The sequence below is a fragment of the Agaribacterium sp. ZY112 genome (assembly GCF_041346925.1).
Taxonomy (GTDB): domain Bacteria; phylum Pseudomonadota; class Gammaproteobacteria; order Pseudomonadales; family Cellvibrionaceae; genus Agaribacterium.
In genome coordinates, this window is record NZ_CP166840.1 from 1,831,264 (window position 1) to 1,850,417 (window position 19,154).

The following is a 19,154-nucleotide window of genomic DNA, read 5'->3' on the forward strand; positions in this document are numbered from 1 at the left end:
CTATGGCATTGGTGGCGGGATCTAAGAAAAAGCGCATTAAGGTGGTCGAATACCGTTTGCGCGAGCTATTTGTATGGTTCTTTATCGTTTTATTGTTGTTCTCATCGGCCATTGCCGCGTCTTATTGGTTGGGCTTGAACTTTGGTGGGCAAGAAAAGCAACAGGCACTTAGTGAATTGGGTGTACTCAAAAAAGATTTAGCTCACTACCAATCTGAAGCGAATAAATACGAGCAGATGTTAGAAAACTCAAAACTTGCAGCTGAAGTTGATAGGCAGGCAAGTGAGGATGTTCGCTTAACTATTGTTGAGCTAAATGATGAGATAGCTCGCCTGACTGAAGAGAATAACTTTTATCGTGGTTTGATGGCCCCGAACGAAAAAGCCAGTGGTCTGACTATTGGTTCGGTAGAGCTTGTCAGTGCAGGTGAGCCTCGCCGTTACAGCTATAAGATTGTGGTTAAGCAGCTAGCTTCTCGTCACAACTTGCTAAGCGGCAGTCTTAAAGTGACCTTGTCGGGGGCTGAGGCTGGTGTTGATAAAGAGTATGCGTTGAGTGCCTTAAGTTCTTCTGTGGAAGGCGACACGATTCGTTTACGTTTTAAGTATTTTCAGGTGGTCGAGGGCGTTTTAACCCTGCCAGAAGGCTTTGAGCCGGCAGGTATTTTAATTGAAGCGCGAAGTACGGGTAAAAATGCCCAGAGTAAAACCAAAAAGTTCGGCTGGCTGGTAGAGGAGAGTTAAGATGTTAGGCAGAAAAAAGAAGACCCAATTTGCTAAGGGTGGCCACACCTTATTTGATCATGCACTAGTGATCGATGGCAGTGTGCGCTTTGCTGGCACTCTTGATATTGAGGGGACGGTCAACGGTGATATCGTGGCTGAGGAGGGTGCCGATGCGCTGGTCCGCATTCGTGACAAAGGCTGTGTTAATGGTGAGCTTCGTGCGCCTAAGGTCATTATCAATGGCCAGGTTAATGGTGATGTGTTTGCGGATCAGCATCTGGAACTGGCTGCCAAGGCTGAGGTTAATGGCAATGTGCACTATCAGGTGATTGAGATGGTCAAAGGTGCCCACGTGAATGGTGGTTTGGTGCATATTACGGAGGCTGAGCCTAGCAAGGTTGAGTCAAGTGCCAAGGTTGCAGAGCTTAAGGTTTCTTCTGATGCGGGAGCAGTACAAGAGTCGAAATCACAATAATACTTGACTAAAGTACTCGGGTATTTGGATAATCGTAGCTAGTTAGTCAAATTAGGCCAATCCTTATATATGAGCACCGCATCTACCTTTGTTCCTCAAGCTCTTAATGTCACTAGTACGGCGCTCTCCAAAGTGCGCGAGCTGGTTGAAGAGGAAGAGAATCCCGATCTTAAATTACGTGTGTTTGTAACAGGTGGTGGTTGTTCGGGTTTTCAATACGGCTTTGCTTTTGAGGAAAGCTATGCCGAAGACGATGCCCTCATTGAGAGTGATGGGGTTTGTGTTGTGGTTGATGCTATGAGCTACCCCTATCTTGTGGGGGCAACCTTGGATTACGAAGAGGGTTTACAGGGCTCGCGCTTTAAGGTTGAAAACCCGAATGCTGAGTCCACCTGTGGTTGTGGCTCTTCGTTCTCAATCTAGTTTCCCCGTCTTTAAGGGCGTTGTTTTCTCGGCGCTTCACTTATCTTACTTGTTTCTTTTTGTTTGCTTGTGTACATTTGCTCGCGAGCCAGCTGGGCAATCGCTCGACTTCGGTTGAGAGGAAAGTCCGGGCTCCATAGGGTAGAGTGCCAGGTAACGCCTGGGGGGCGTGAGCCTACGGATAGTGCAGCAGAAAGGAAACCGCCTCTGTGTAAGCAGTGGTAAGGGTGAAAAGGTGCGGTAAGAGCGCACCGCGCAGCTGGTAACAGTCTGTGGCGATGGTAAACCCCACTCGGAGCAAGACCAAATAGGAATCCTATAGGCGTGTACCCGCGCTGGATTCGGGTAGGTCGCTTGAGCCCATTAGCGATGATGGGCCTAGATGAATGATTGTCCTAGACAGAACCCGGCTTATAGGCTGGCTCAATATATTCTGCTTGTTATGGGTTGGTTGCTCTTCAAGAGCGCACTCGAACGTGGCTAGGCTAGCTGTGCTTGATGAGTGAGGCGGTAGGCGCTTTAGCGCTATCTACTGGGCTCTCAAGCTCGGTCTTTTGAGGCTTCGCGTACTGTCGTCTAGTCTTGCATGTTGGCATTACTAGTACTTTAGTGTGGTCGCCGTTTTTTCTTATGATTTTTTAGTATTTCTGCAGGCCTATTTCAGGTCAAAATAATCTTGTTCTTGATGCTGTTTCTAGCTTCGGGTTCTACCCTCTTGTTTTTAATCGGTTTTATTTTTCTTTTCCTCTCGTGCCCGTGTTGAAAAATCTAAGTTTTTCAATTGCTTAGCCCCTGCTCCGGTGCTGGATTTTCTTGACTTTATGCGCTGCTGAAATATAGTGGTGAGAAGTGGTGGAAAGTGGGTTTTTGTGCTTTTCAGTGGAGGTTAAGGGCGCTTCGGGGAAAAAAGTGTTTCAGGGTAGTAACAACATCAACATGGATGCCAAAGGGCGCATTGCGATTCCGACTCGTTGTCGGGATGAGCTAGTTGCTGCCTGTGGCGGACAGGTTGTGATTACCGCCCATATGCAAGAGCGCTGTCTCTGTGTTTACCCTTTAAGTGAGTGGACCCAAAACATCCTTCCGCAAATTCAAGCCTTACCCACTGCTTACAAGCAAGCTGCCCGTGTACAGCGTCTTGTCATTGGTTATGCCCATGAGTTTACCCTCGATGCTAACGGTCGAGTTCTTTTGCCTCCAACGCTTCGAGAGTTTGCTGGTTTGGAAAAAAAGTTGATGTTAGTTGGCTTGGGTAACAAGTACGAGTTATGGGATGAGCAAGCCTGGAATGCAACGCTTGAAGATATCGGGGATGAGCCTATCCCTGAAGCCATGCTGAACCTAAGTATATAAGAAGGACCTATGAGTCAGGATGTGCACTACTCAGTGCTCCTAGAGGAGTCGCTAGATGGATTACTGCAAGATAAGCAGGGTCTTTATGTGGATGGCACTTTTGGTCGAGGTGGGCATAGCCGAGCTTTGCTAAAGCGCTTGGGTGCTGATGCGCGTCTTATAGGTTTTGATAAAGATCCTCAGGCAGTGGCTACGGGAGAGGCGCTTGCCTCAGAAGATGCTCGTTTCACTATTCAGCATTCAAGCTTTGCTGATATCGCATCGCTACCCGATTGCCGTGGTCGGGTAGATGGTATTTTACTTGATTTGGGGGTGTCGTCTCCCCAGCTTGATGAGGCCGAGCGCGGTTTTAGTTTTATGCGTGACGGCCCTTTAGATATGCGTATGGATACCAGCGCCGGCCCAAGTGCCGCGCAATGGCTGGAACACAGTGCAGAAGATGCCATGGTACGTGTTTTTCGCGATTACGGTGAAGAGCGTTTTGCGCGTCGCATTGCAAGAAAAATAGTTGAACGACGCGCAGAAAAGCCATTGACCAGAACGTTAGAGCTGGCGCGTTTGATTGAAGAAACAGTGCCTAAAAAAGATGAAAAAAAGCACCCAGCCACTCGTGTGTTTCAGGCTATACGTATCGAAATAAATCGTGAGCTGGAAGATTTAAAGCTTGCACTTGATGCCGCGATGAAAGCATTGAAGCCTGGCGGGCGTTTAGTCGTTATTAGCTTTCATTCTTTAGAAGACAGAATCGTTAAGCGTTTTATTAAAAAGTACAGTCAGAGTCAGGATTTTCCGATTGGTGTGCCGGTAACACACGATCAATTAAAGTCGCCGCTCAAAATAATAGGCAAAGCAATTAAAGCCGGTGATAAAGAACTAGGGGAGAACGTGCGATCACGCAGTGCGATTATGCGCATTGCTGAACGCTGTTTGGATTAGCTATGCAGCAAGACATGCATCAAGAACAAAACGTTAACCGCGGCACCATTCGGGCCGCGGTTTTGGCGTTTTTGTGGGTGCTGACTTTGTTCTCTGGTTTAGCGGTTGTTTACAGCACATATGTATCACGAATTAAAACGCAGGAGCTGGAAAGTTTACGTCGAGAAGGTTTGGCGCTTAAGGTAAGTGCAGGCCAGTACAAGCTTGAACTTAGTTCTTTAGCTTCGTATTCCCGCATCGAAACCTTAGCGGAAGCTAAGCTCGAAATGACACCGCCGGAACCGTCAAAAACGGTCTTGGTGCCAGCGCAATGAGTTGGCTCAATATCAAAAAACACTGGCGCTTCTTGCTTATTGTAATAGGCATGATGGTTTTGCCTTATTTACTGTTGGCGCGAGCATCAAATTTATTGGTGTTGGAAGGTGAAGAGCATGGCATCTCACTTAAAGCTGAGGGTGATAACCGTACGTTGCGAACAGAAAAGCTTATTGCTTATCGTGGTTTGATTACGGATCGAAGTGGTGAACTATTGGCAGTTAGTACACCTGTTACTTCTATTTATGCCGATCCTAAGTTTTTAAATAAAAAAGAATTGCCTGAGCTGGCTAAGGCTTTGGGGCTATCTAAGGCAAAACTGAGTGAGCGGGTTGAGCTTTATAAAAATAAACGTTTTATGTATCTAGCTCAGCAGTTGGCTCCGCATGTTGCAGAAAAAATTCTTAAACAGCGCTTTTCCGGTGTTAATGGTCGTACTGAATATAAGCGTTTTTATCCTGCCGGTGAAGTCGCCGCTCATGTGGTGGGTGTCACAGGCTCCGATAAAGGCGGTGTTGAAGGTTTAGAGTTAGCTTTTGACTCTTGGCTTGAGGGAGAGTTGGGTAGTAAGCGGGTATTAAAAAATCGCAAACAACATACTGTTAAAGAGTTGGGGCTTATAAAGGCGCCGGTACCAGGTAAGGATCTTCAGTTAACCATAGATTTAAAGCTTCAATATTTAGCTTACAAAGAGTTAAAACATGCGATTGCTAAGCAGGGAGCTAAAAGTGGCTCTTTAGTGACGGTTGATGCGCGCACAGGGGAAATATTAGCGATGGTTAATCAACCCTCGTATAACCCTAACAATTTACAGGGTGCCGCATGGGATCATATGCGCAATCGAGCGGTCACCGATGTGTTTGAGCCTGGTTCTACGGTTAAGCCTTTAACAATTGCTGCGGCAATGGAAAGTGGCCGCTACCGTTCGACCGATGTGATCAATACGTCACCGGGTTATTTACGTGTTGGCTCGAAAACCTTTATGGATCCAGTTAATTATGGACCTATGGACTTGGCAAAAATCTTAAAAAAATCAAGCCAAGTGGGAGTAAGTAAAATCGCTTTAGAAATGCAGCCAAGTGAGCTGCAAGATATGTATTTTCGTGCAGGGCTTGGCCAGAACTCGGGTATTGGTTTCCCTGGCGAGCGAGCAGGTACCTTGCCTCAGCGGAATCGTTGGAGCGATGTTGAGCGAGCTAATTTTGCGTTTGGTTATGGCTTGAACGTGAATGCTCTGCAGTTGGCACAAGCTTATTTGGTTTTAGCTAATGATGGTGCGCTATTGCCTTTATCTTTAATTAAGCAAAAACAAAATGTTGATGCTGTTCAGGTCATTGACCGAGATGTTGCTCGTGAAGTTCGAGATATGCTTCGAGGGGTAACCGAAAAAGGCGGTACGGCAACGCGTGCGGCTATTGCTGACTACCCCGTTGCCGGTAAAACGGGAACCGCTCATAAAATTGATGCGAAAAGTGGTGGTTATGCAGATGATAAATACCGCGCTTTATTTGCAGGTTTTGCTCCCGCGAATGACCCACGTTTAGTAACGGTCGTGGTTGTTGATGAGCCGCCTGCTTATGGCGAGTACAGCGGTGGTAAAGCGGCTGCGCCTATCTTTGCAAGTGTTATGGAAAAAAGCTTACGTGTTATTAGTGTTACTCCTGAAGATCGATCTGCATATTTGAGCAGTACCTCAGAACTATTTGGGGGGCGCGGTTAATGGATTTACAAGCACTTGTTGATATTTCTTTGCCTGAAGCCGTTCGGTTCTACGGCATTAGCCAATTAAGTTTAGATAGCCGGCTTGTGGCTAAGGGCTGTTTGTTCTTTGCTGTACGTGGTTTGCACTCCAATGGCGAAGATTTTATTGATGCTGCTTTGGCAGCAGGTGCTGTAGTCATTGTGCGAGAAAGTGTCAGTGGCAAAGATTCCGTCAGTGTAAAGGACCAAGTCGTTTACCTTGAACTTGTAGACCTTAATGAGCGTATGGGGCAGATTGCATCCAAGTTTTATGGCGAGCCAAGTAAAAAATTAAACATTGTTGGCATAACAGGTACCAACGGTAAAACATCGTGTGCTGATTTGCTTGTCCAGAGTTGGCGTGAGCTAGGTTTTTCTGCTGCGAGTATAGGTACTCTTGGCTGGTCTACAAAAGCGGGAGAGTACCACTGCATAGGCATGACTACTCCAGACGCTTTGCAGCTGCAGAAGATTCTGGCTCGGTTTGTTGAAAATGGAATTGATTATGTGGCAATGGAGGTATCGTCACATGCCATTGCTCAAAAGCGCATTGCTGCAATTCACTTTGATCAACGGGTGTTAACCAATATCAGTCGCGATCATCTTGATTATCATGGTGATATGCAAACGTATGCGGCAATTAAGAAGTCGTTTGTGAGTTGTAATACAAACGGTTCAATTATTAATGCCGATGATGAGCAGTTGCTTGATTTGTTGCCGCATATATCTGCCTTCTCATTAAGTAATAAAGCGGCTGAGTTTTCACTGTTGGCTGCAAGCTTTAGTTTGCAGGGTATGAGTGCGCGCTTTCAGCTTGCCTCACATCAGCTTGAGTTTAAAACCTCATTAATGGGGTACTTTAATTTAGCTAATTTACTTGTTGTTTTTGCAGTGCTGTATAAGCAAGGTACAACATTAAGTCGCTTGGCCTCACTTGCTGAAAAGTTACAAGCTGTTCCTGGGCGCTTACAAAGGGTTAGTTTACAGCCAGCGGTTTATATCGATTTTGCTCATACTCCGGATGCTTTGGAAAACGTATTGCGTTCATTAAAGGAGCACTGTCAGGCCAAGCTTATTCTTGTTTTTGGTTGTGGTGGTGATAGAGATCAGGGTAAGCGCAGTTTGATGGGAGGAGTCGCTGAACGGCTTGCTGATAGCGTTTTGCTGACCTCAGATAACCCTAGAAGTGAAGAGCCCTTAACTATTGTTAAAGATGTTTTAAGTGGTATTCAAGATGAGTCTCGCTTTATTGTGGAGTTGGATCGTCGCAAGGCCATTCAAGCTGCTTTACAGCAAGCGAGTAATGACGATCTAGTGCTTGTTGCAGGAAAGGGGCATGAGCAATACCAAGAAATTCAAGGTGAAAAAATAAGCTTCAATGATGCCGTTGTGGTTAAGGAGTTGTTGCAATGCTGATGACTCTACACGATGCAGCACTAGCGATGAACGGGCGCTTAGTAGGGCCTTCTGCAGATGCTAACTTAGCATTTAATCGAGTAAGCACGGATACCCGCAGCATTCAGACTGGCGACCTATTTATCGCTTTGCATGGCGATAACTTCAATGGCGAGGCTTTTGTTGAGCGTGCCTTTAATGCCGGTGCTTGCGCCGCTGTTGTGACTTCTTGGCAGGATGACTTAGCTTCAGCTCAAATCATTGTTGAAAATACAACCGAGGCGCTTGGGCGTTTAGCCGCCGCTTGGCGCAAGTTGCTAGGTGCTAAGGTTGTTGCGATTACCGGTAGTTGCGGCAAGACGTCGGTGAAGGGAATGTTGCGCACTATTTGCGAGCAAGCTGGTACTGTTCACGCGACCCCTAAGAATTTAAATAATCATATTGGTGTTCCACTTACCTTATTGGCTGCTAATGAAACTCACGACTTTTTAGTTGTTGAGGCCGGTACAAGTGCTAAAGGGGAGATCGCTTATTTATCGGAGCTTATTTGTGCCGATGTTGCGGTTGTTATTAATGTCCATCCTGCTCATTTACAAGGTTTTGGCACATTAGCTGGTATCGCAAAAGAAAAAGCAGAAATTTATAAGCATCTTAATCGCGATGCCCAAATCGTGATTAATGAAGCTTTATTGAGTTATGAGCCTATAGCTAAGCAGTTACAGCAAAGTTCCGTACTTTTATTTACTGAGCGTGACGACACGAGCTTGGCGGTGTCAGCCAGTGATGAGCGGTTAAATGAGCTCAGTTGTGCTGGCTTTAAATTGCAGTTATCTGGCAAGGCTTTTGAGGTTCAGTTGCGCGTTCCTGGTCATCATCAGCTAGAAAATGCATTGGCTGCTGCAGCTTGTTCACTTGCGATGGGTATTGATGCCGCTTCGATTGTGGCCGGCTTAGAGCTTTATTGTGGTGAACAAGGCCGTATGCAAATTAGCAAACTTGGTGCGGCCACATTGGTGAACGATAGCTACAACGCTAACCCCGCTTCAATGAAGGCGGCTATTGATTATTTATCTAAGCAAGAGTTATCAATTCTGGTCTTGGGTGATATGGCCGAGCTTGGCGAAGACGCAGAACATATTCATCGTGAAGTGGGTAAGTATGCAGCTTTAAATGGTGTGGATGAGCTGCTTGCAGTAGGTGCTTTTGCTGATGATTATTGTGATGCCTATGGCTCAAAAGCAAAACATTTTATGAATCAAAATGAACTAGTGCTCTATTTACAGCAGCGTTTGTCCGATGGACCTACGGTGTTGGTTAAAGGCTCTCGTTCTTCATCGATGGATATAGTCTGTCGGGCATTACAGCAAGAGGAAGGGCAATAATGCTTTATTGGCTCGCAGATAATTTAAAAGAATATTTTCCGGTTTTTGGTGTTTTTCGCTACTTAAGCTTTCGTGCCATTGTTGGCGTGTTAACAGCCCTTGGTTTATCGATGATGCTGGGGCCTTGGGTTATTCGTAAGCTTGAGCAGCTACAAGTTGGTCAGGCTATTCGTGAAGATGGCCCTCAGTCTCATTTAAGTAAGTCTGGCACGCCAACTATGGGTGGCGCATTAATTTTATTTTCAATCGGTCTGGCAACATTGTTATGGGGCGATTTAGCGAATCGTTATATTCAGGTTGTGTTATTTGTAACCTTCAGCTTTGGTGCTATTGGTTGGGTCGATGACTATCGCAAAGTAGTTGAAAAAAATTCAAAAGGTTTGCCAGCTCGTTGGAAGTATCTATGGCAAAGCGTCTTTGGTTTGGCCGCTTCTATCTACCTGTATTACACCGCGCAAAGCCCAGTAGAGACTACTTTGTATTTCCCATTTTTTAAAAATTGGGCTCTGCAGTTAGGTCCAGCCTACATTATTCTTAGTTATTTTATGATTGTTGGCTTTAGTAATGCCGTTAATTTAACCGATGGTTTAGATGGTTTGGCAATTATGCCGACGGTAATGGTTGGTGCTGCCTTAGGCTTATTTGCTTATTTGGTTGGTAATGTAAATTTTTCTTCTTACTTGCACATTCCTTATGTTGCGGGAACTGGTGAGCTTGTTGTGTTTTGTGCCGCGATAGTTGGCTCAGGTTTAGGCTTTTTATGGTTTAACACCCACCCTGCTCAAGTGTTTATGGGGGATGTTGGTGCCTTAGCTTTAGGCGCGGCTTTAGGTGTTATTGCTGTCATGGTTAGGCATGAAATCGTGTTTTTTATTATGTCCGGCATCTTTGTTGTGGAAACGGTATCGGTCATTTTACAAGTCGCATCGTTCAAATTGACAGGGCGCCGTATTTTTAGAATGGCACCTTTGCACCATCATTTTGAGTTAAAAGGTTGGCCTGAGCCGCGTGTCATTGTGCGCTTCTGGATTATTAGTTTAATGCTTGTCCTTGTCGGATTAGCTACTTTGAAGTTGAGATAAGAATGTTAATAGCGAGCAATCAAACGGTATTGATTGTCGGTGGTGGAGCTACTGGGCTTTCTGCTGCGCGCTATTTACATCAGCAGGGTATCGCGTTTTTTGTTTTTGATACACGCTCAGAGCCATCGCTTCTTGAGCCATTTCGTCAAATTGATACAGGCATTCCATGTTTTTCAGGCGAGTTTGATCTTAACTTGCTCGAGCAAGTTAGCAGTGTTTTATTAAGCCCTGGTGTCAGTCGTGATACGGCTGTGGTTAAAGCTGCACTTGAAAAAGAAATAGAAGTCGCTGGTGATATTAGTTGGTTCTTAAAGGCCGTTGCTAGCCCTGTTATTGGTATCACCGGTTCTAATGGCAAGTCCACAGTGACAACGATGGTGGCGCTAGCAGCCGAAAAAGCCGGTATTAAGAGCTCCGTAGGTGGTAATTTAGGGCGCCCCGCTCTTGAGTTATTAGCCGATCAGGCTGATCTGTATGTATTGGAACTCAGTAGCTTTCAACTGGAAAGTACTGCTCAGGCCAATTTACAGGTAGCAGTAAATTTGAATGTCAGTGAAGATCACTTAGATCGACATGGCAGTTTGTTAAATTATTTCTCTGCTAAACAAAAAATCTTTCACGGCGCAAAAAATGTTGTTTATAACTCAGACGACAGACTGACTCAGCCGCCTATTGTGGATGGGGTGAGTCGACGTGGTTTCGCCTTAGCTAAAACAATTGAAAGCTCAGAGCTTCAATATTGGTTTGATGAGCAAAGCGGCTACTTAATGTGTGGCGATGAGCAGCTGATGCTTCGCAGTGAGATTAGGCAGCGTGGTTTGCACAATATAGAGAATGTACTTGCCCTATTTGCAATCTGTGATGCCGCAGGTATTGAGCGTTCAGCGACTAAAGATGTAGCACAACGTTTCCCTGGGCTTGCACATCGTTGCGAATTTATCGCTGAACACGGCGGGGTTTGTTTTGTAAATGACTCTAAAGCAACTAATGAAGGAGCCTGTATTGCAGCCCTTAATGGCTTAGCAGATGAATTCTCTCAGGTGATTTTAATTGCCGGTGGGCAAGCCAAAGGCTCGAGCTTCTCTAAGTTGTTACCCGTACTTAAAGATCGTGTTGATTTGCTTTTACTTATAGGTGATGCGGCTGCGAGTCTGATAAGCAAGGTAGATAAAACGGTAGAGTGTTTGCGTGTTGAATCCATGGCTGAGGCCGTTGGTGTGGCGAATGAGCGAGCTTCAACAGGTAGCCTAGTTTTATTGTCCCCTGCGTGTGCAAGCTTTGATATGTTTAAAGGTTTTGAACATCGTGGAGAGAGCTTTAAGCATGAAGTGGAGGCTCTGTTTTTATGATAGCCTTCAACTTTAGTTATGAGTGCCCAAGCTTTGCCGCCTTTAATAGCGATAATCACTTGTTTATTTCATTACTCGCTATTGCCAGTTTTGGGGTGTTAGTTGTCGCTTCCAGCTCGATTGATTTTGCGGCATCCGTTTATGGAGATGCTTGGTACTTTGCTAAAAAACAGCTGTTCTTTTTGTTTTTAGGTTTATGTGCTGGAAGCCTTGTTTTTATGATGCCCACAGAGCTGCTGCATCGTTTTAGCATGCTGTTTTTATTAATGAGCTTTGCTCTTTTGTTGTTGGTGTTGGTGCCCGGCATTGGCAAGGTTGTGAATGGCAGTCGTCGCTGGCTCAACTTCGGCCCATTTGGTATTCAGGCCTCGGAGATTGCCAAGTTTTGCTTGATTGTTTTTTATGCCAGCTACCTTACCCGCCGAGCGAACATGGTCAATTCACGTTGGCTTAGCTTTGCCATTATGGTGGGAATCATCGCATTAACGGCAATCCTGTTATTGCTTGAACCCGATTTTGGTGCCTGTGTAATTATTTGTTTCACCCTAGGTGTGATGATGTTTGTTGCCGGTGTACCGGTGCTTCGTTTTGTGCTGCTTTCGGTTTTAGGTGTGTTTAGTGCCAGTCTCTTGGTTCTTATGTCTGAATATCGAAAAGAACGTTTGCTGTCATTTATGAATCCGTTTGAAGATCCTTACGATGGTGGTTATCAGTTAGTACAGTCTTTGATTGCCTTTGGTCGTGGTGAGTGGTTTGGCTTAGGCCTAGGGAATAGCATTCAGAAGCTGTTCTTTTTACCCGATGCCCATACAGATTTTATTTTTGCAATCATTGCGGAAGAGTTTGGTTTATTAGGTGTTGTTGTTTTTATTGCGGCGTACTGTTTTTTTATTTCGCAAATATTGAAAGTGGCTTTCCGTGCTTTTGAGCGGGGCAAAGACTTTGGTGCTTATTTATGTTTAGGCATCGCGGCCCAGCTTTCTATGCAGGCTTTTATTAATATGGGAGTTGCCTCGGGCTTACTTCCAACCAAGGGCTTGACCCTGCCATTGATCAGTTATGGTGGTTCAAGCCTGGTGGTTACTTGCGTCATGTTGGCTTTGGTTTTTAGAGTTCAGGCGGATCTAAATAAGGAGCAGAGCGATGAAAAATAAGCTTGTCCTTATAGCCGCAGGTGGTACCGGTGGCCATGTGTTTCCTGGTTTGGCTCTTGCCGAGCAATTACAGCTTCGAGGTTATGAAGTGCAGTGGCTTGGTACTGAAGCGGGCTTGGAATCACGTTTAGTGCCTGTGCGAGGAATTAAGTTAAATATTTTTCCTGTAAGTGGACTACGCGGTAAGTCGGCACTGGCTTGGTTGCTGGCTCCATTTAAACTTTGTTTAAGTCTGCTTTGTGCTTTGCGATTAATGCTTAAGCTAAAACCTTGTTTGGTTATTGGTATGGGCGGTTTTGTTGCAGGCCCCTGTGGTTTGGCTGCTTGGTTGGCTCGTGTGCCTTTAGTGATTCATGAGCAAAATGCAGTTGCGGGTACGACGAACAAATTACTTGGCAAAATTGCGGCTCGTGTTCTCTGTGCGTTTCCTGGTGCATTACCGGGGGCTCAAGTAGTGGGAAACCCTCTGCGTAGCAGCTTAGAAAATTTGCGTAATGAGTCTGAATACAGTAGCCAGCCTTTAAAACTAACCGTGCTTGGTGGCTCAAGGGGCGCGAGAAGCTTAAATACCAAGTTACCTCAGGCCTTACTTGAGTCGGGTGTTTCTGACTTGCTAGAGATCTGGCATCAGTGTGGTTCGGGGCGTTTGCAGGAGGCGCAAGACGCCTATAAGGCGGCGGGCATAAAAGCGACTATCGTGGAGTTTGTTGACAACATGGATGAGTTGCTCGATTGCACTGAAATCATGGTATGTCGAGCTGGCGCCCTAACTGTTTCAGAGGTTGCGAGTGTTGGTTTGCCTGCTTTATTTATTCCTTATCCTTATGCAATAGATGATCACCAACGTGCTAATGCCCAATTCCTAGTTGATGCGGGTGCGGCATTGATGGTGCAGGAGTCTGAGTTTGAAAGTGGCGCATTAGTACAAGCGTTACAGAATTTATGTGCAGATAAAAACAAATTAAAAGAAATGGCAGCTGCTTGTGTAAGAGCCGGGCAGCGTGGAGCCACAGAAAAAACCGCTGACATTTGTGAGGAAGTTTGCGCATGACTCTGAATACAACATTTCAGGTGCCGGAAATGCGCCGCGTAAAACAAATTCACTTTATCGGTATTGGCGGCGCAGGTATGTGTGGTATTGCCGAGGTGCTATTAAATCAAGGTTATCAAGTGTCAGGTTCTGACGCTAAGGTTTCAAGCACAACCTTGCGTCTTGAGGGTTTTGGGGCCCGTATTTTTATTGGCCATAAAGCCGAGCATATTGAGGGCGCCAGTGTGGTTGTGCGGTCAACTGCAATCGATGCGCATAACCCAGAGTTACAAGCGGCTTTAGGGCAACGTATTCCTGTCATTCGTCGAGCAGAAATGTTGGCTGAATTAATGCGCTATCGCCATGGTATTGCTGTTGCCGGTACACACGGTAAAACCACTACGACCAGTTTAACGGCGTCGATACTAGCTGAGGCTAAGCTAGATCCAACTTTTGTCATTGGTGGTTTATTAAATTCTGCAGGTACTAATGCACGTTTAGGTGAAAGCCGATATTTGGTGGCCGAAGCAGATGAAAGTGATGCATCGTTTTTACACCTTCAGCCTATGGTCAGTATTGTTACCAATATTGATGCAGATCATTTAGAAACCTACGAAGGTAGCTTTGAAAAGCTTAAAGACACCTTTGTTGAGTTTTTACATAATTTGCCATTTTATGGCTTGGCGGTTGTGTGTGGTGATGATCAAACTGTACAAGAGTTATTGCCACGTATTGGTCGACAAGTTCTGACTTACGGTTTTAATGAAGGTAATGATTACCGCTGTGTTGACGTGGAGCAAAGCGGCAAAGTTTTACGCTTTAAGGTTCAGCGAAGTGGTCATGAGCAGGATTTATCTATTGAACTACCAATGCCGGGTTTACACAACGCGCTTAATGCGACCGCTGCTATTGCCGTCGCTACCGATGAAGGTGTAAGTGATGAAGCAATACAGCGCGGTTTAGTAGGATTTCAAGGTGTTGGCCGTCGTTTTCAGGTTTACGATGATATTAACTTGAGCGAAGGTTCGGCGATGTTAGTGGATGACTATGGTCACCACCCAACAGAAGTACTCGCCACTATTAATGGTGTACGTCAGGGATGGCCTGAGCGTCGTTTAGTTATGGTCTTTCAGCCTCATCGTTATACGCGAACTCGCGATTTATTCGAAGATTTCTCTGACGTTTTATCTCGTGTTGATGTTTTGATCCTGCTTGATGTTTACGCAGCAGGAGAGCAAGTCATTGTAGGTGCTGATAGTCGAAGTTTAGCTAGAAGTATTCGGAACCGCGGAGCTGTCGACCCTGTATTTGCTGAGAAAGTTGAAGATGTGCCTCAGCTTTTGAGTCAGTTAATAAAGCCTGATGATATTGTCATTACTCAAGGCGCGGGTAACGTGACCACATTGGCAGCATCATTAGCAAAGCAAGTGTTTGGAGAAGTAGCCAAATGATTAGTGAGCTTAATTATCACAAGACTTATCAGGGAGACCCAAGCGTATTTGGTCGCGTAGCGGTGTTGATGGGTGGTAATTCTGCTGAGCGCAGTGTGTCATTACAAAGTGGAGCGGCTGTTTTATCTGCCTTGCAAGCCAGTGGCGTAGATGCTTTTGGTGTTGATGTTAATAAAGACGTATGCGAGCAGTTAAATAAGGCTGAATTTGATTGTGCTTTTATTGCTCTACACGGAATAGGTGGTGAAGATGGCAAGGTTCAAGCCTTATTAGATTTGATGGCTAAACCTTATACGGGTAGTGATCACGCTGCATCCGCACTTGCTATGAATAAATTGCATACCAAGCAGGTTTGGCAGAGCTGGGGTTTACCTACGCCGCCTTACGTTACTTTAGAGGGGAAGCAAAGTTTAGAAACTGTACTAGATACTTTGGGCCATGTTTTTGTTAAACCTGTGCACGAAGGTTCTAGTTATGGAGTGAGTCCTGCTCGTAGCTTAGAGGAGCTTCAAGCAGCTGCAGATCTGGCCCATAAATATGACTCTCTAGTTATTGCAGAAAAATTAATTCACGGTGAAGAGTATAGCGTTAGTGTGCTGGGTAATACCGTGCTGCCTCCTGTTCAAATTCAGTTTAAAAGCGATTTTTACGACTTTAATGCCAAATATCAGTCGGATGCGACTGAATATTTATGTCCAGCGCCTTTATCTCAAGATGATGAATCAATTCTAAAAGCACTGGCTGCACGTGCTTTTAGTACTGTGGGCTGTCGTGGTTGGGGGCGTGTGGATTTTATGCGTAATTCAAGTGGTGAATTCTTTTTGTTGGAAGTTAATACAGTACCAGGTATGACCAGCCATAGTTTGGTGCCAATGGCTGCACAAGCTGCGGGCATTAGCTTTAATGAGCTGGTATTAGAGATTTTAGCGATGGCAGTCAATGGCTAGACGAGCAGCTAAAAAACAAGCTCTAGCAAAGCGAGTTCGCCCCAGTCAAGAACCTAGGCGCAAGCTCGGGCGTTACATCGTCTTGGTGTTTGCACTGGTAGCTGTGACTGTGTTTTTAAAACCATTTCAGTTTCTACAAACTGTGAATGTGAGCTTGCCTAGTGTGAGCTTTGATGACGAAGTTGAGATTAGTAATGTCGTTATTGAAGGGGAGCTTCGTTATAGCAATCGCCAAGAATTACAGGCCCTTATTAAAGCATTCTTGGAAGATGATTTTGTGCGTTTAAATTTGAATGAGATGCGAGCTGAGCTTGAAGCGGAGCCTTGGTTGAAAACAGTTCGACTTGCTCGCAAGTGGCCCTCAACATTGAAGGTTGAAATTGAAGAGCAGCAACCAATTGCTCGCTGGGGTGATGAGGGTTTTGTTAATCGCTATGGTGAATTGGTATTGTTAGATGAGCTATCAGCATTGTCTGAGCTTCCTTTGTTGGAAGGGGAGTCTAGTGAGGCTTATGAAATTGCGCGTAGTTATTTGCTTATGTCGCAATTATTAAATGAAGCGGGTTTGTATATAAACGAATTAAGAGTAAGTGCTCAAGGAGCTCGCTATATCGAGTTTGATTCAGGTTTTTCACTGCTATTAGGTGAGTACCAATTTAAAGAGCGTTTGGAAAAGTTTTTATTTTTATATAAAGAGCAGCTGGCTCAACATCAGCAACGTTTGTTATCTGTCGATTTGCGTTATGACAATGGCGTTGCAGTGCAGTGGCAAGATGAGTCAGTAACGGAAATTGCTAGTAGGTAAATTATGGCCAGTTCGGAACAAGGTAAAATGATCGTCGGGCTCGACATCGGTACATCCAAGGTGGTTGCACTGGTGGGCGAAATAAACGCCGAGAGTGAACTGTCTATTGTTGGCATCGGTTCACATAAGAGTGTTGGCCTGAAAAAGGGCGTTGTAGTTAATATCGAATCAACTGTGCAAAGTATCCAGCGTGCGGTAGAAGAAGCTGAATTAATGGCTGGTTGTCAGATTCATTCTGTTTTTGCTGGCATCGCTGGTAATCATATTCGCAGTTTAAATTCTCACGGTATCGTTGCGATAAAGGATAAAGAAGTTTATCAAACGGATATTGAGCGAGTTCTAGATGCCGCACAAGCTGTTGCTATTCCTGCCGATCAGAAAATCCTGCACGTGCTACCGCAAGAATACATTATTGATGAACAAGAAGGTGTGAAAGAGCCTTTAGGTATGAGTGGTGTTCGTTTAGAGGCTAAGGTGCACTTGGTAACTGGCGCAGCTAATGCAGCTCAAAATATTGAGAAATGTATACGACGCTGCGGTTTAGAAGTCGAAGATATTATTTTAGAGCAGTTGGCATCTAGCCACTCTATCTTAACCGATGATGAAAAAGAGCTGGGTGTTTGTATTGTCGACATTGGTGGTGGCACGACTGATATCGCAATATTTACAGAGGGTGCGATTAAACACACCGGTGTTATTCCAATAGCGGGTGATCAGGTAACAAATGACATTGCTATGGCATTGCGTACGCCGACCCAGCACGCCGAAGAAATTAAAATTCGTTACGCCTGTGCGCTGGCAAAACTAACGGGTGCAGATGAAACAATTAAAGTGCCAAGTGTTGGTGATAGACCTCCGCGTGATTTAAGTCGCCAAGCCTTGGCTGAAGTGGTTGAACCTCGTTATGAAGAACTGTTTTCTTTAGTTCAAGCTGAGGTTCGCCGAAGTGGTTATGAAGATTTTATTGCTGCCGGTATTGTTTTAACGGGTGGTACAGCAAAAATGGAGGGTGTTGTTGAACTTGCTGAAGAAATTTTCCATATGCCAGTGCGCTTAGGTGCACCACAAAATGTTAATGGTTTAAAAGATATTGTTAATAATCCTATTTATTCAACCGGTGTGGGTTTGTTGCACTTTGGTAAAGATAAAGTCGGAGAAAGTATTTCACCTCAACCTAAAGGTGAAAGCTGGTTTAGCAGTGTTAAATCTTGGTTTATTCGTAATTTTTAAATATGTTTTTAATGTCATAGTTCCAAAAAGAGGGGAATACTATGTTTGAACTGGTAGACAGCGTTCCACAGAACGCAGTAATAAAAGTAATCGGTGTTGGTGGCGGTGGTGGCAATGCCGTACGTCATATGATCGAGAGTGAGGTTAATGGTGTTGAGTTTATCTGCGCTAATACGGATTCACAGGCGCTTACCGATTTAGATACTAAAGCGGTATTGCAACTCGGCCACGGTATTACTAAGGGCTTGGGTGCAGGAGCCAACCCTGAAGTGGGTCGTCAAGCCGCAATGGAAGATAGAGAGCGTATCGCTGAATCTTTACAGGGCGCAGACATGGTATTTGTCACCGCAGGTATGGGTGGTGGCACAGGTACTGGTGGTGCACCTGTTGTTGCGGAAGTGGCAAAAGAAATGGGTATATTGACGGTTGCTGTTGTTACACGTCCTTTTCCTTTTGAAGGCCGCAAGCGTATGAAAATCGCTGAGGAAGGCATTAAACAATTAACAGACCGTGTTGATTCTTTAATTACCATTCCTAATGAAAAGCTATTAGAGGTTTTGGGAAAAAGCACAAGTTTATTGGATGCATTTAAAGCCGCCAATGATGTCCTCTTGGGCGCGGTTCAAGGTATCGCTGATTTAATCATTCGCCCAGGTACGATCAATGTCGATTTCGCAGACGTGAGCACTGTTATGTCTGAGAAGGGTATGGCGATGATGGGCTCCGGTTGTGCAACCGGTGAAGATCGCGCAATTGAGGCTGCTGAAGCGGCAATTCGCAGCCCTCTACTTGAGGATGTAGATCTTCAAGGTGCTCGTGGCATGCTGGTGAATATCACTTCTGGCCCAGATTTAAGTCTTGGCGAGTTCAGTGATGTGGGCGATACCATCGAGGAATTTGCTTCTAATGATGCAACTGTTGTTGTTGGTACCGTTATCGACCCTGAAATGAGTGGTGAAGTTCGTGTGACGGTTGTTGCTACAGGTCTTGGTCAGAGTGCACGTGTTGAAGAGCGTCCTGCTGAACCTCAGCAAGCCAAAGTTGTTGTTGATAACACTCGTAAAATTGATGCAGAGCCAAATTACAGCGAGCTAGATAAGCCAACTGTCATGCGTAGCTCAGCAAGTGCGGTTACTGCTGATGTGAAAACGGGCAGTGCTGCAGTGAGTGCAGTCGATAAGGATATTGAGTACCTTGATATTCCTGCCTTCTTGCGTCGTCAGGCAGACTAAGTACTCGTATCGCCTACGCCCTGCGGACCCCTCCTTTGCCGCAGGGCGGAACCTCATCTTTAGTGTGAGGTCAAACTGAGCACATAGATGTGCCCAGTCTAAAAAAGAAAAGGAATTTGCGCGCAGGTAA

18 protein-coding genes and 1 other RNA gene are annotated in these 19,154 nt (G+C 45.2%); all 19 read left to right on the top strand.

Annotated features, from left to right (window positions below; translation table 11 throughout):
• Positions 1–2 precede the first annotated feature (2 nt).
• The 19 genes from AB1S55_RS07995 (at position 3) to ftsZ (ending at position 19,024) form a co-directional block, all read left to right on the top strand.
• Positions 3–743: a DUF6776 family protein gene (locus AB1S55_RS07995; RefSeq protein ID WP_370981283.1), complete on the top strand. Its 741-nt coding sequence runs from the start codon at positions 3–5 to the stop codon at positions 741–743.
• A 1-nt stretch (position 744) separates the two neighbouring features.
• Positions 745–1,200, top strand: a complete 456-nt coding sequence (locus AB1S55_RS08000) for a polymer-forming cytoskeletal protein (protein WP_370981284.1) — start codon at positions 745–747, stop codon at positions 1,198–1,200.
• 69 nt (positions 1,201–1,269) lie between these two features.
• On the top strand, positions 1,270–1,623 hold the full coding sequence (gene erpA, locus AB1S55_RS08005) for an iron-sulfur cluster insertion protein ErpA (RefSeq protein ID WP_370981285.1): 354 nt from the start codon (positions 1,270–1,272) through the stop codon (positions 1,621–1,623).
• Between the two features lie 84 nt (positions 1,624–1,707).
• Positions 1,708–2,053: RNase P RNA component class A (rnpB, locus tag AB1S55_RS08010), an RNA gene on the top strand.
• Between the two features lie 479 nt (positions 2,054–2,532).
• Positions 2,533–2,976, top strand: a complete 444-nt coding sequence (gene mraZ, locus AB1S55_RS08015; RefSeq protein WP_370981581.1) for a division/cell wall cluster transcriptional repressor MraZ — start codon at positions 2,533–2,535, stop codon at positions 2,974–2,976.
• Positions 2,977–2,985: 9 nt separating this feature from the next.
• Positions 2,986–3,912, top strand: a complete 927-nt coding sequence (rsmH, locus tag AB1S55_RS08020; RefSeq protein WP_370981286.1) for a 16S rRNA (cytosine(1402)-N(4))-methyltransferase RsmH — start codon at positions 2,986–2,988, stop codon at positions 3,910–3,912.
• 2 nt (positions 3,913–3,914) lie between these two features.
• The gene (gene ftsL / locus AB1S55_RS08025; protein ID WP_370981287.1) at positions 3,915–4,226 is read left to right on the top strand and encodes a cell division protein FtsL; all 312 of its coding nucleotides are present in this window, start codon (positions 3,915–3,917) and stop codon (positions 4,224–4,226) included.
• The gene (locus AB1S55_RS08030) at positions 4,223–5,947 is read left to right on the top strand and encodes a peptidoglycan D,D-transpeptidase FtsI family protein (protein ID WP_370981288.1); all 1,725 of its coding nucleotides are present in this window, start codon (positions 4,223–4,225) and stop codon (positions 5,945–5,947) included. The genes ftsL and AB1S55_RS08030 overlap by 4 nt, the downstream gene beginning before the upstream one ends.
• Entirely contained in the window at positions 5,947–7,383 is a 1,437-nt protein-coding gene (locus AB1S55_RS08035) for a UDP-N-acetylmuramoyl-L-alanyl-D-glutamate--2,6-diaminopimelate ligase (RefSeq protein ID WP_370981289.1), read from the top strand. The genes AB1S55_RS08030 and AB1S55_RS08035 overlap by 1 nt, the downstream gene beginning before the upstream one ends.
• Entirely contained in the window at positions 7,377–8,744 is a 1,368-nt protein-coding gene (gene murF / locus AB1S55_RS08040; RefSeq protein ID WP_370981290.1) for a UDP-N-acetylmuramoyl-tripeptide--D-alanyl-D-alanine ligase, read from the top strand. The genes AB1S55_RS08035 and murF overlap by 7 nt, the downstream gene beginning before the upstream one ends.
• On the top strand, positions 8,744–9,826 hold the full coding sequence (mraY, locus tag AB1S55_RS08045) for a phospho-N-acetylmuramoyl-pentapeptide-transferase (RefSeq protein WP_370981291.1): 1,083 nt from the start codon (positions 8,744–8,746) through the stop codon (positions 9,824–9,826). The genes murF and mraY overlap by 1 nt, the downstream gene beginning before the upstream one ends.
• A 2-nt stretch (positions 9,827–9,828) precedes the next feature.
• The gene (murD, locus tag AB1S55_RS08050) at positions 9,829–11,175 is read left to right on the top strand and encodes a UDP-N-acetylmuramoyl-L-alanine--D-glutamate ligase (RefSeq protein ID WP_370981292.1); all 1,347 of its coding nucleotides are present in this window, start codon (positions 9,829–9,831) and stop codon (positions 11,173–11,175) included.
• Positions 11,172–12,329 (top strand): putative lipid II flippase FtsW, encoded by a 1,158-nt coding sequence (gene ftsW, locus AB1S55_RS08055; protein WP_370981293.1) that lies wholly within the window; start codon positions 11,172–11,174, stop codon positions 12,327–12,329. The genes murD and ftsW overlap by 4 nt, the downstream gene beginning before the upstream one ends.
• Positions 12,319–13,380: an undecaprenyldiphospho-muramoylpentapeptide beta-N-acetylglucosaminyltransferase gene (gene murG, locus AB1S55_RS08060; protein ID WP_370981294.1), complete on the top strand. Its 1,062-nt coding sequence runs from the start codon at positions 12,319–12,321 to the stop codon at positions 13,378–13,380. Before ftsW ends, murG begins: the two co-directional genes overlap by 11 nt.
• Complete coding sequence (murC, locus tag AB1S55_RS08065) at positions 13,377–14,810, top strand: UDP-N-acetylmuramate--L-alanine ligase (RefSeq protein ID WP_370981295.1); 1,434 nt, start codon at positions 13,377–13,379, stop codon at positions 14,808–14,810. The genes murG and murC overlap by 4 nt, the downstream gene beginning before the upstream one ends.
• Entirely contained in the window at positions 14,807–15,757 is a 951-nt protein-coding gene (locus AB1S55_RS08070; RefSeq protein ID WP_370981296.1) for a D-alanine--D-alanine ligase, read from the top strand. The genes murC and AB1S55_RS08070 overlap by 4 nt, the downstream gene beginning before the upstream one ends.
• Positions 15,750–16,562 (top strand): cell division protein FtsQ/DivIB, encoded by an 813-nt coding sequence (locus AB1S55_RS08075; protein ID WP_370981297.1) that lies wholly within the window; start codon positions 15,750–15,752, stop codon positions 16,560–16,562. The genes AB1S55_RS08070 and AB1S55_RS08075 overlap by 8 nt, the downstream gene beginning before the upstream one ends.
• Positions 16,563–16,565: 3 nt before the next feature.
• Positions 16,566–17,792, top strand: coding sequence for a cell division protein FtsA (gene ftsA / locus AB1S55_RS08080; RefSeq protein ID WP_370981298.1), 1,227 nt, complete (start codon positions 16,566–16,568; stop codon positions 17,790–17,792).
• A gap of 41 nt (positions 17,793–17,833) precedes the next feature.
• Positions 17,834–19,024, top strand: coding sequence for a cell division protein FtsZ (gene ftsZ, locus AB1S55_RS08085; RefSeq protein WP_370981299.1), 1,191 nt, complete (start codon positions 17,834–17,836; stop codon positions 19,022–19,024).
• Positions 19,025–19,154: the final 130 nt, after the last annotated feature.

Bases quoted from the DNA above. Each gene is read 5' to 3' on its own strand.
- AB1S55_RS08035 (WP_370981289.1), top strand. From the start codon at position 5,947: ATGGATTTACAAGCACTTGTTGATATTTCTTTGCCTGAAGCCGTTCGG.
- rsmH (WP_370981286.1), top strand. From the start codon at position 2,986: ATGAGTCAGGATGTGCACTACTCAGTGCTCCTAGAGGAGTCGCTAGAT.
- AB1S55_RS08070 (WP_370981296.1), top strand. From the start codon at position 14,807: ATGATTAGTGAGCTTAATTATCACAAGACTTATCAGGGAGACCCAAGC.
- murD (WP_370981292.1), top strand. From the start codon at position 9,829: ATGTTAATAGCGAGCAATCAAACGGTATTGATTGTCGGTGGTGGAGCT.
- AB1S55_RS07995 (WP_370981283.1), top strand. From the start codon at position 3: ATGGCATTGGTGGCGGGATCTAAGAAAAAGCGCATTAAGGTGGTCGAA.
- mraY (WP_370981291.1), top strand. From the start codon at position 8,744: ATGCTTTATTGGCTCGCAGATAATTTAAAAGAATATTTTCCGGTTTTT.
- erpA (WP_370981285.1), top strand. From the start codon at position 1,270: ATGAGCACCGCATCTACCTTTGTTCCTCAAGCTCTTAATGTCACTAGT.
- ftsW (WP_370981293.1), top strand. From the start codon at position 11,172: ATGATAGCCTTCAACTTTAGTTATGAGTGCCCAAGCTTTGCCGCCTTT.
- ftsA (WP_370981298.1), top strand. From the start codon at position 16,566: ATGGCCAGTTCGGAACAAGGTAAAATGATCGTCGGGCTCGACATCGGT.
- AB1S55_RS08075 (WP_370981297.1), top strand. From the start codon at position 15,750: ATGGCTAGACGAGCAGCTAAAAAACAAGCTCTAGCAAAGCGAGTTCGC.
- murF (WP_370981290.1), top strand. From the start codon at position 7,377: ATGCTGATGACTCTACACGATGCAGCACTAGCGATGAACGGGCGCTTA.
- murC (WP_370981295.1), top strand. From the start codon at position 13,377: ATGACTCTGAATACAACATTTCAGGTGCCGGAAATGCGCCGCGTAAAA.
- AB1S55_RS08030 (WP_370981288.1), top strand. From the start codon at position 4,223: ATGAGTTGGCTCAATATCAAAAAACACTGGCGCTTCTTGCTTATTGTA.
- ftsZ (WP_370981299.1), top strand. From the start codon at position 17,834: ATGTTTGAACTGGTAGACAGCGTTCCACAGAACGCAGTAATAAAAGTA.
- AB1S55_RS08000 (WP_370981284.1), top strand. From the start codon at position 745: ATGTTAGGCAGAAAAAAGAAGACCCAATTTGCTAAGGGTGGCCACACC.
- ftsL (WP_370981287.1), top strand. From the start codon at position 3,915: ATGCAGCAAGACATGCATCAAGAACAAAACGTTAACCGCGGCACCATT.
- murG (WP_370981294.1), top strand. From the start codon at position 12,319: ATGAAAAATAAGCTTGTCCTTATAGCCGCAGGTGGTACCGGTGGCCAT.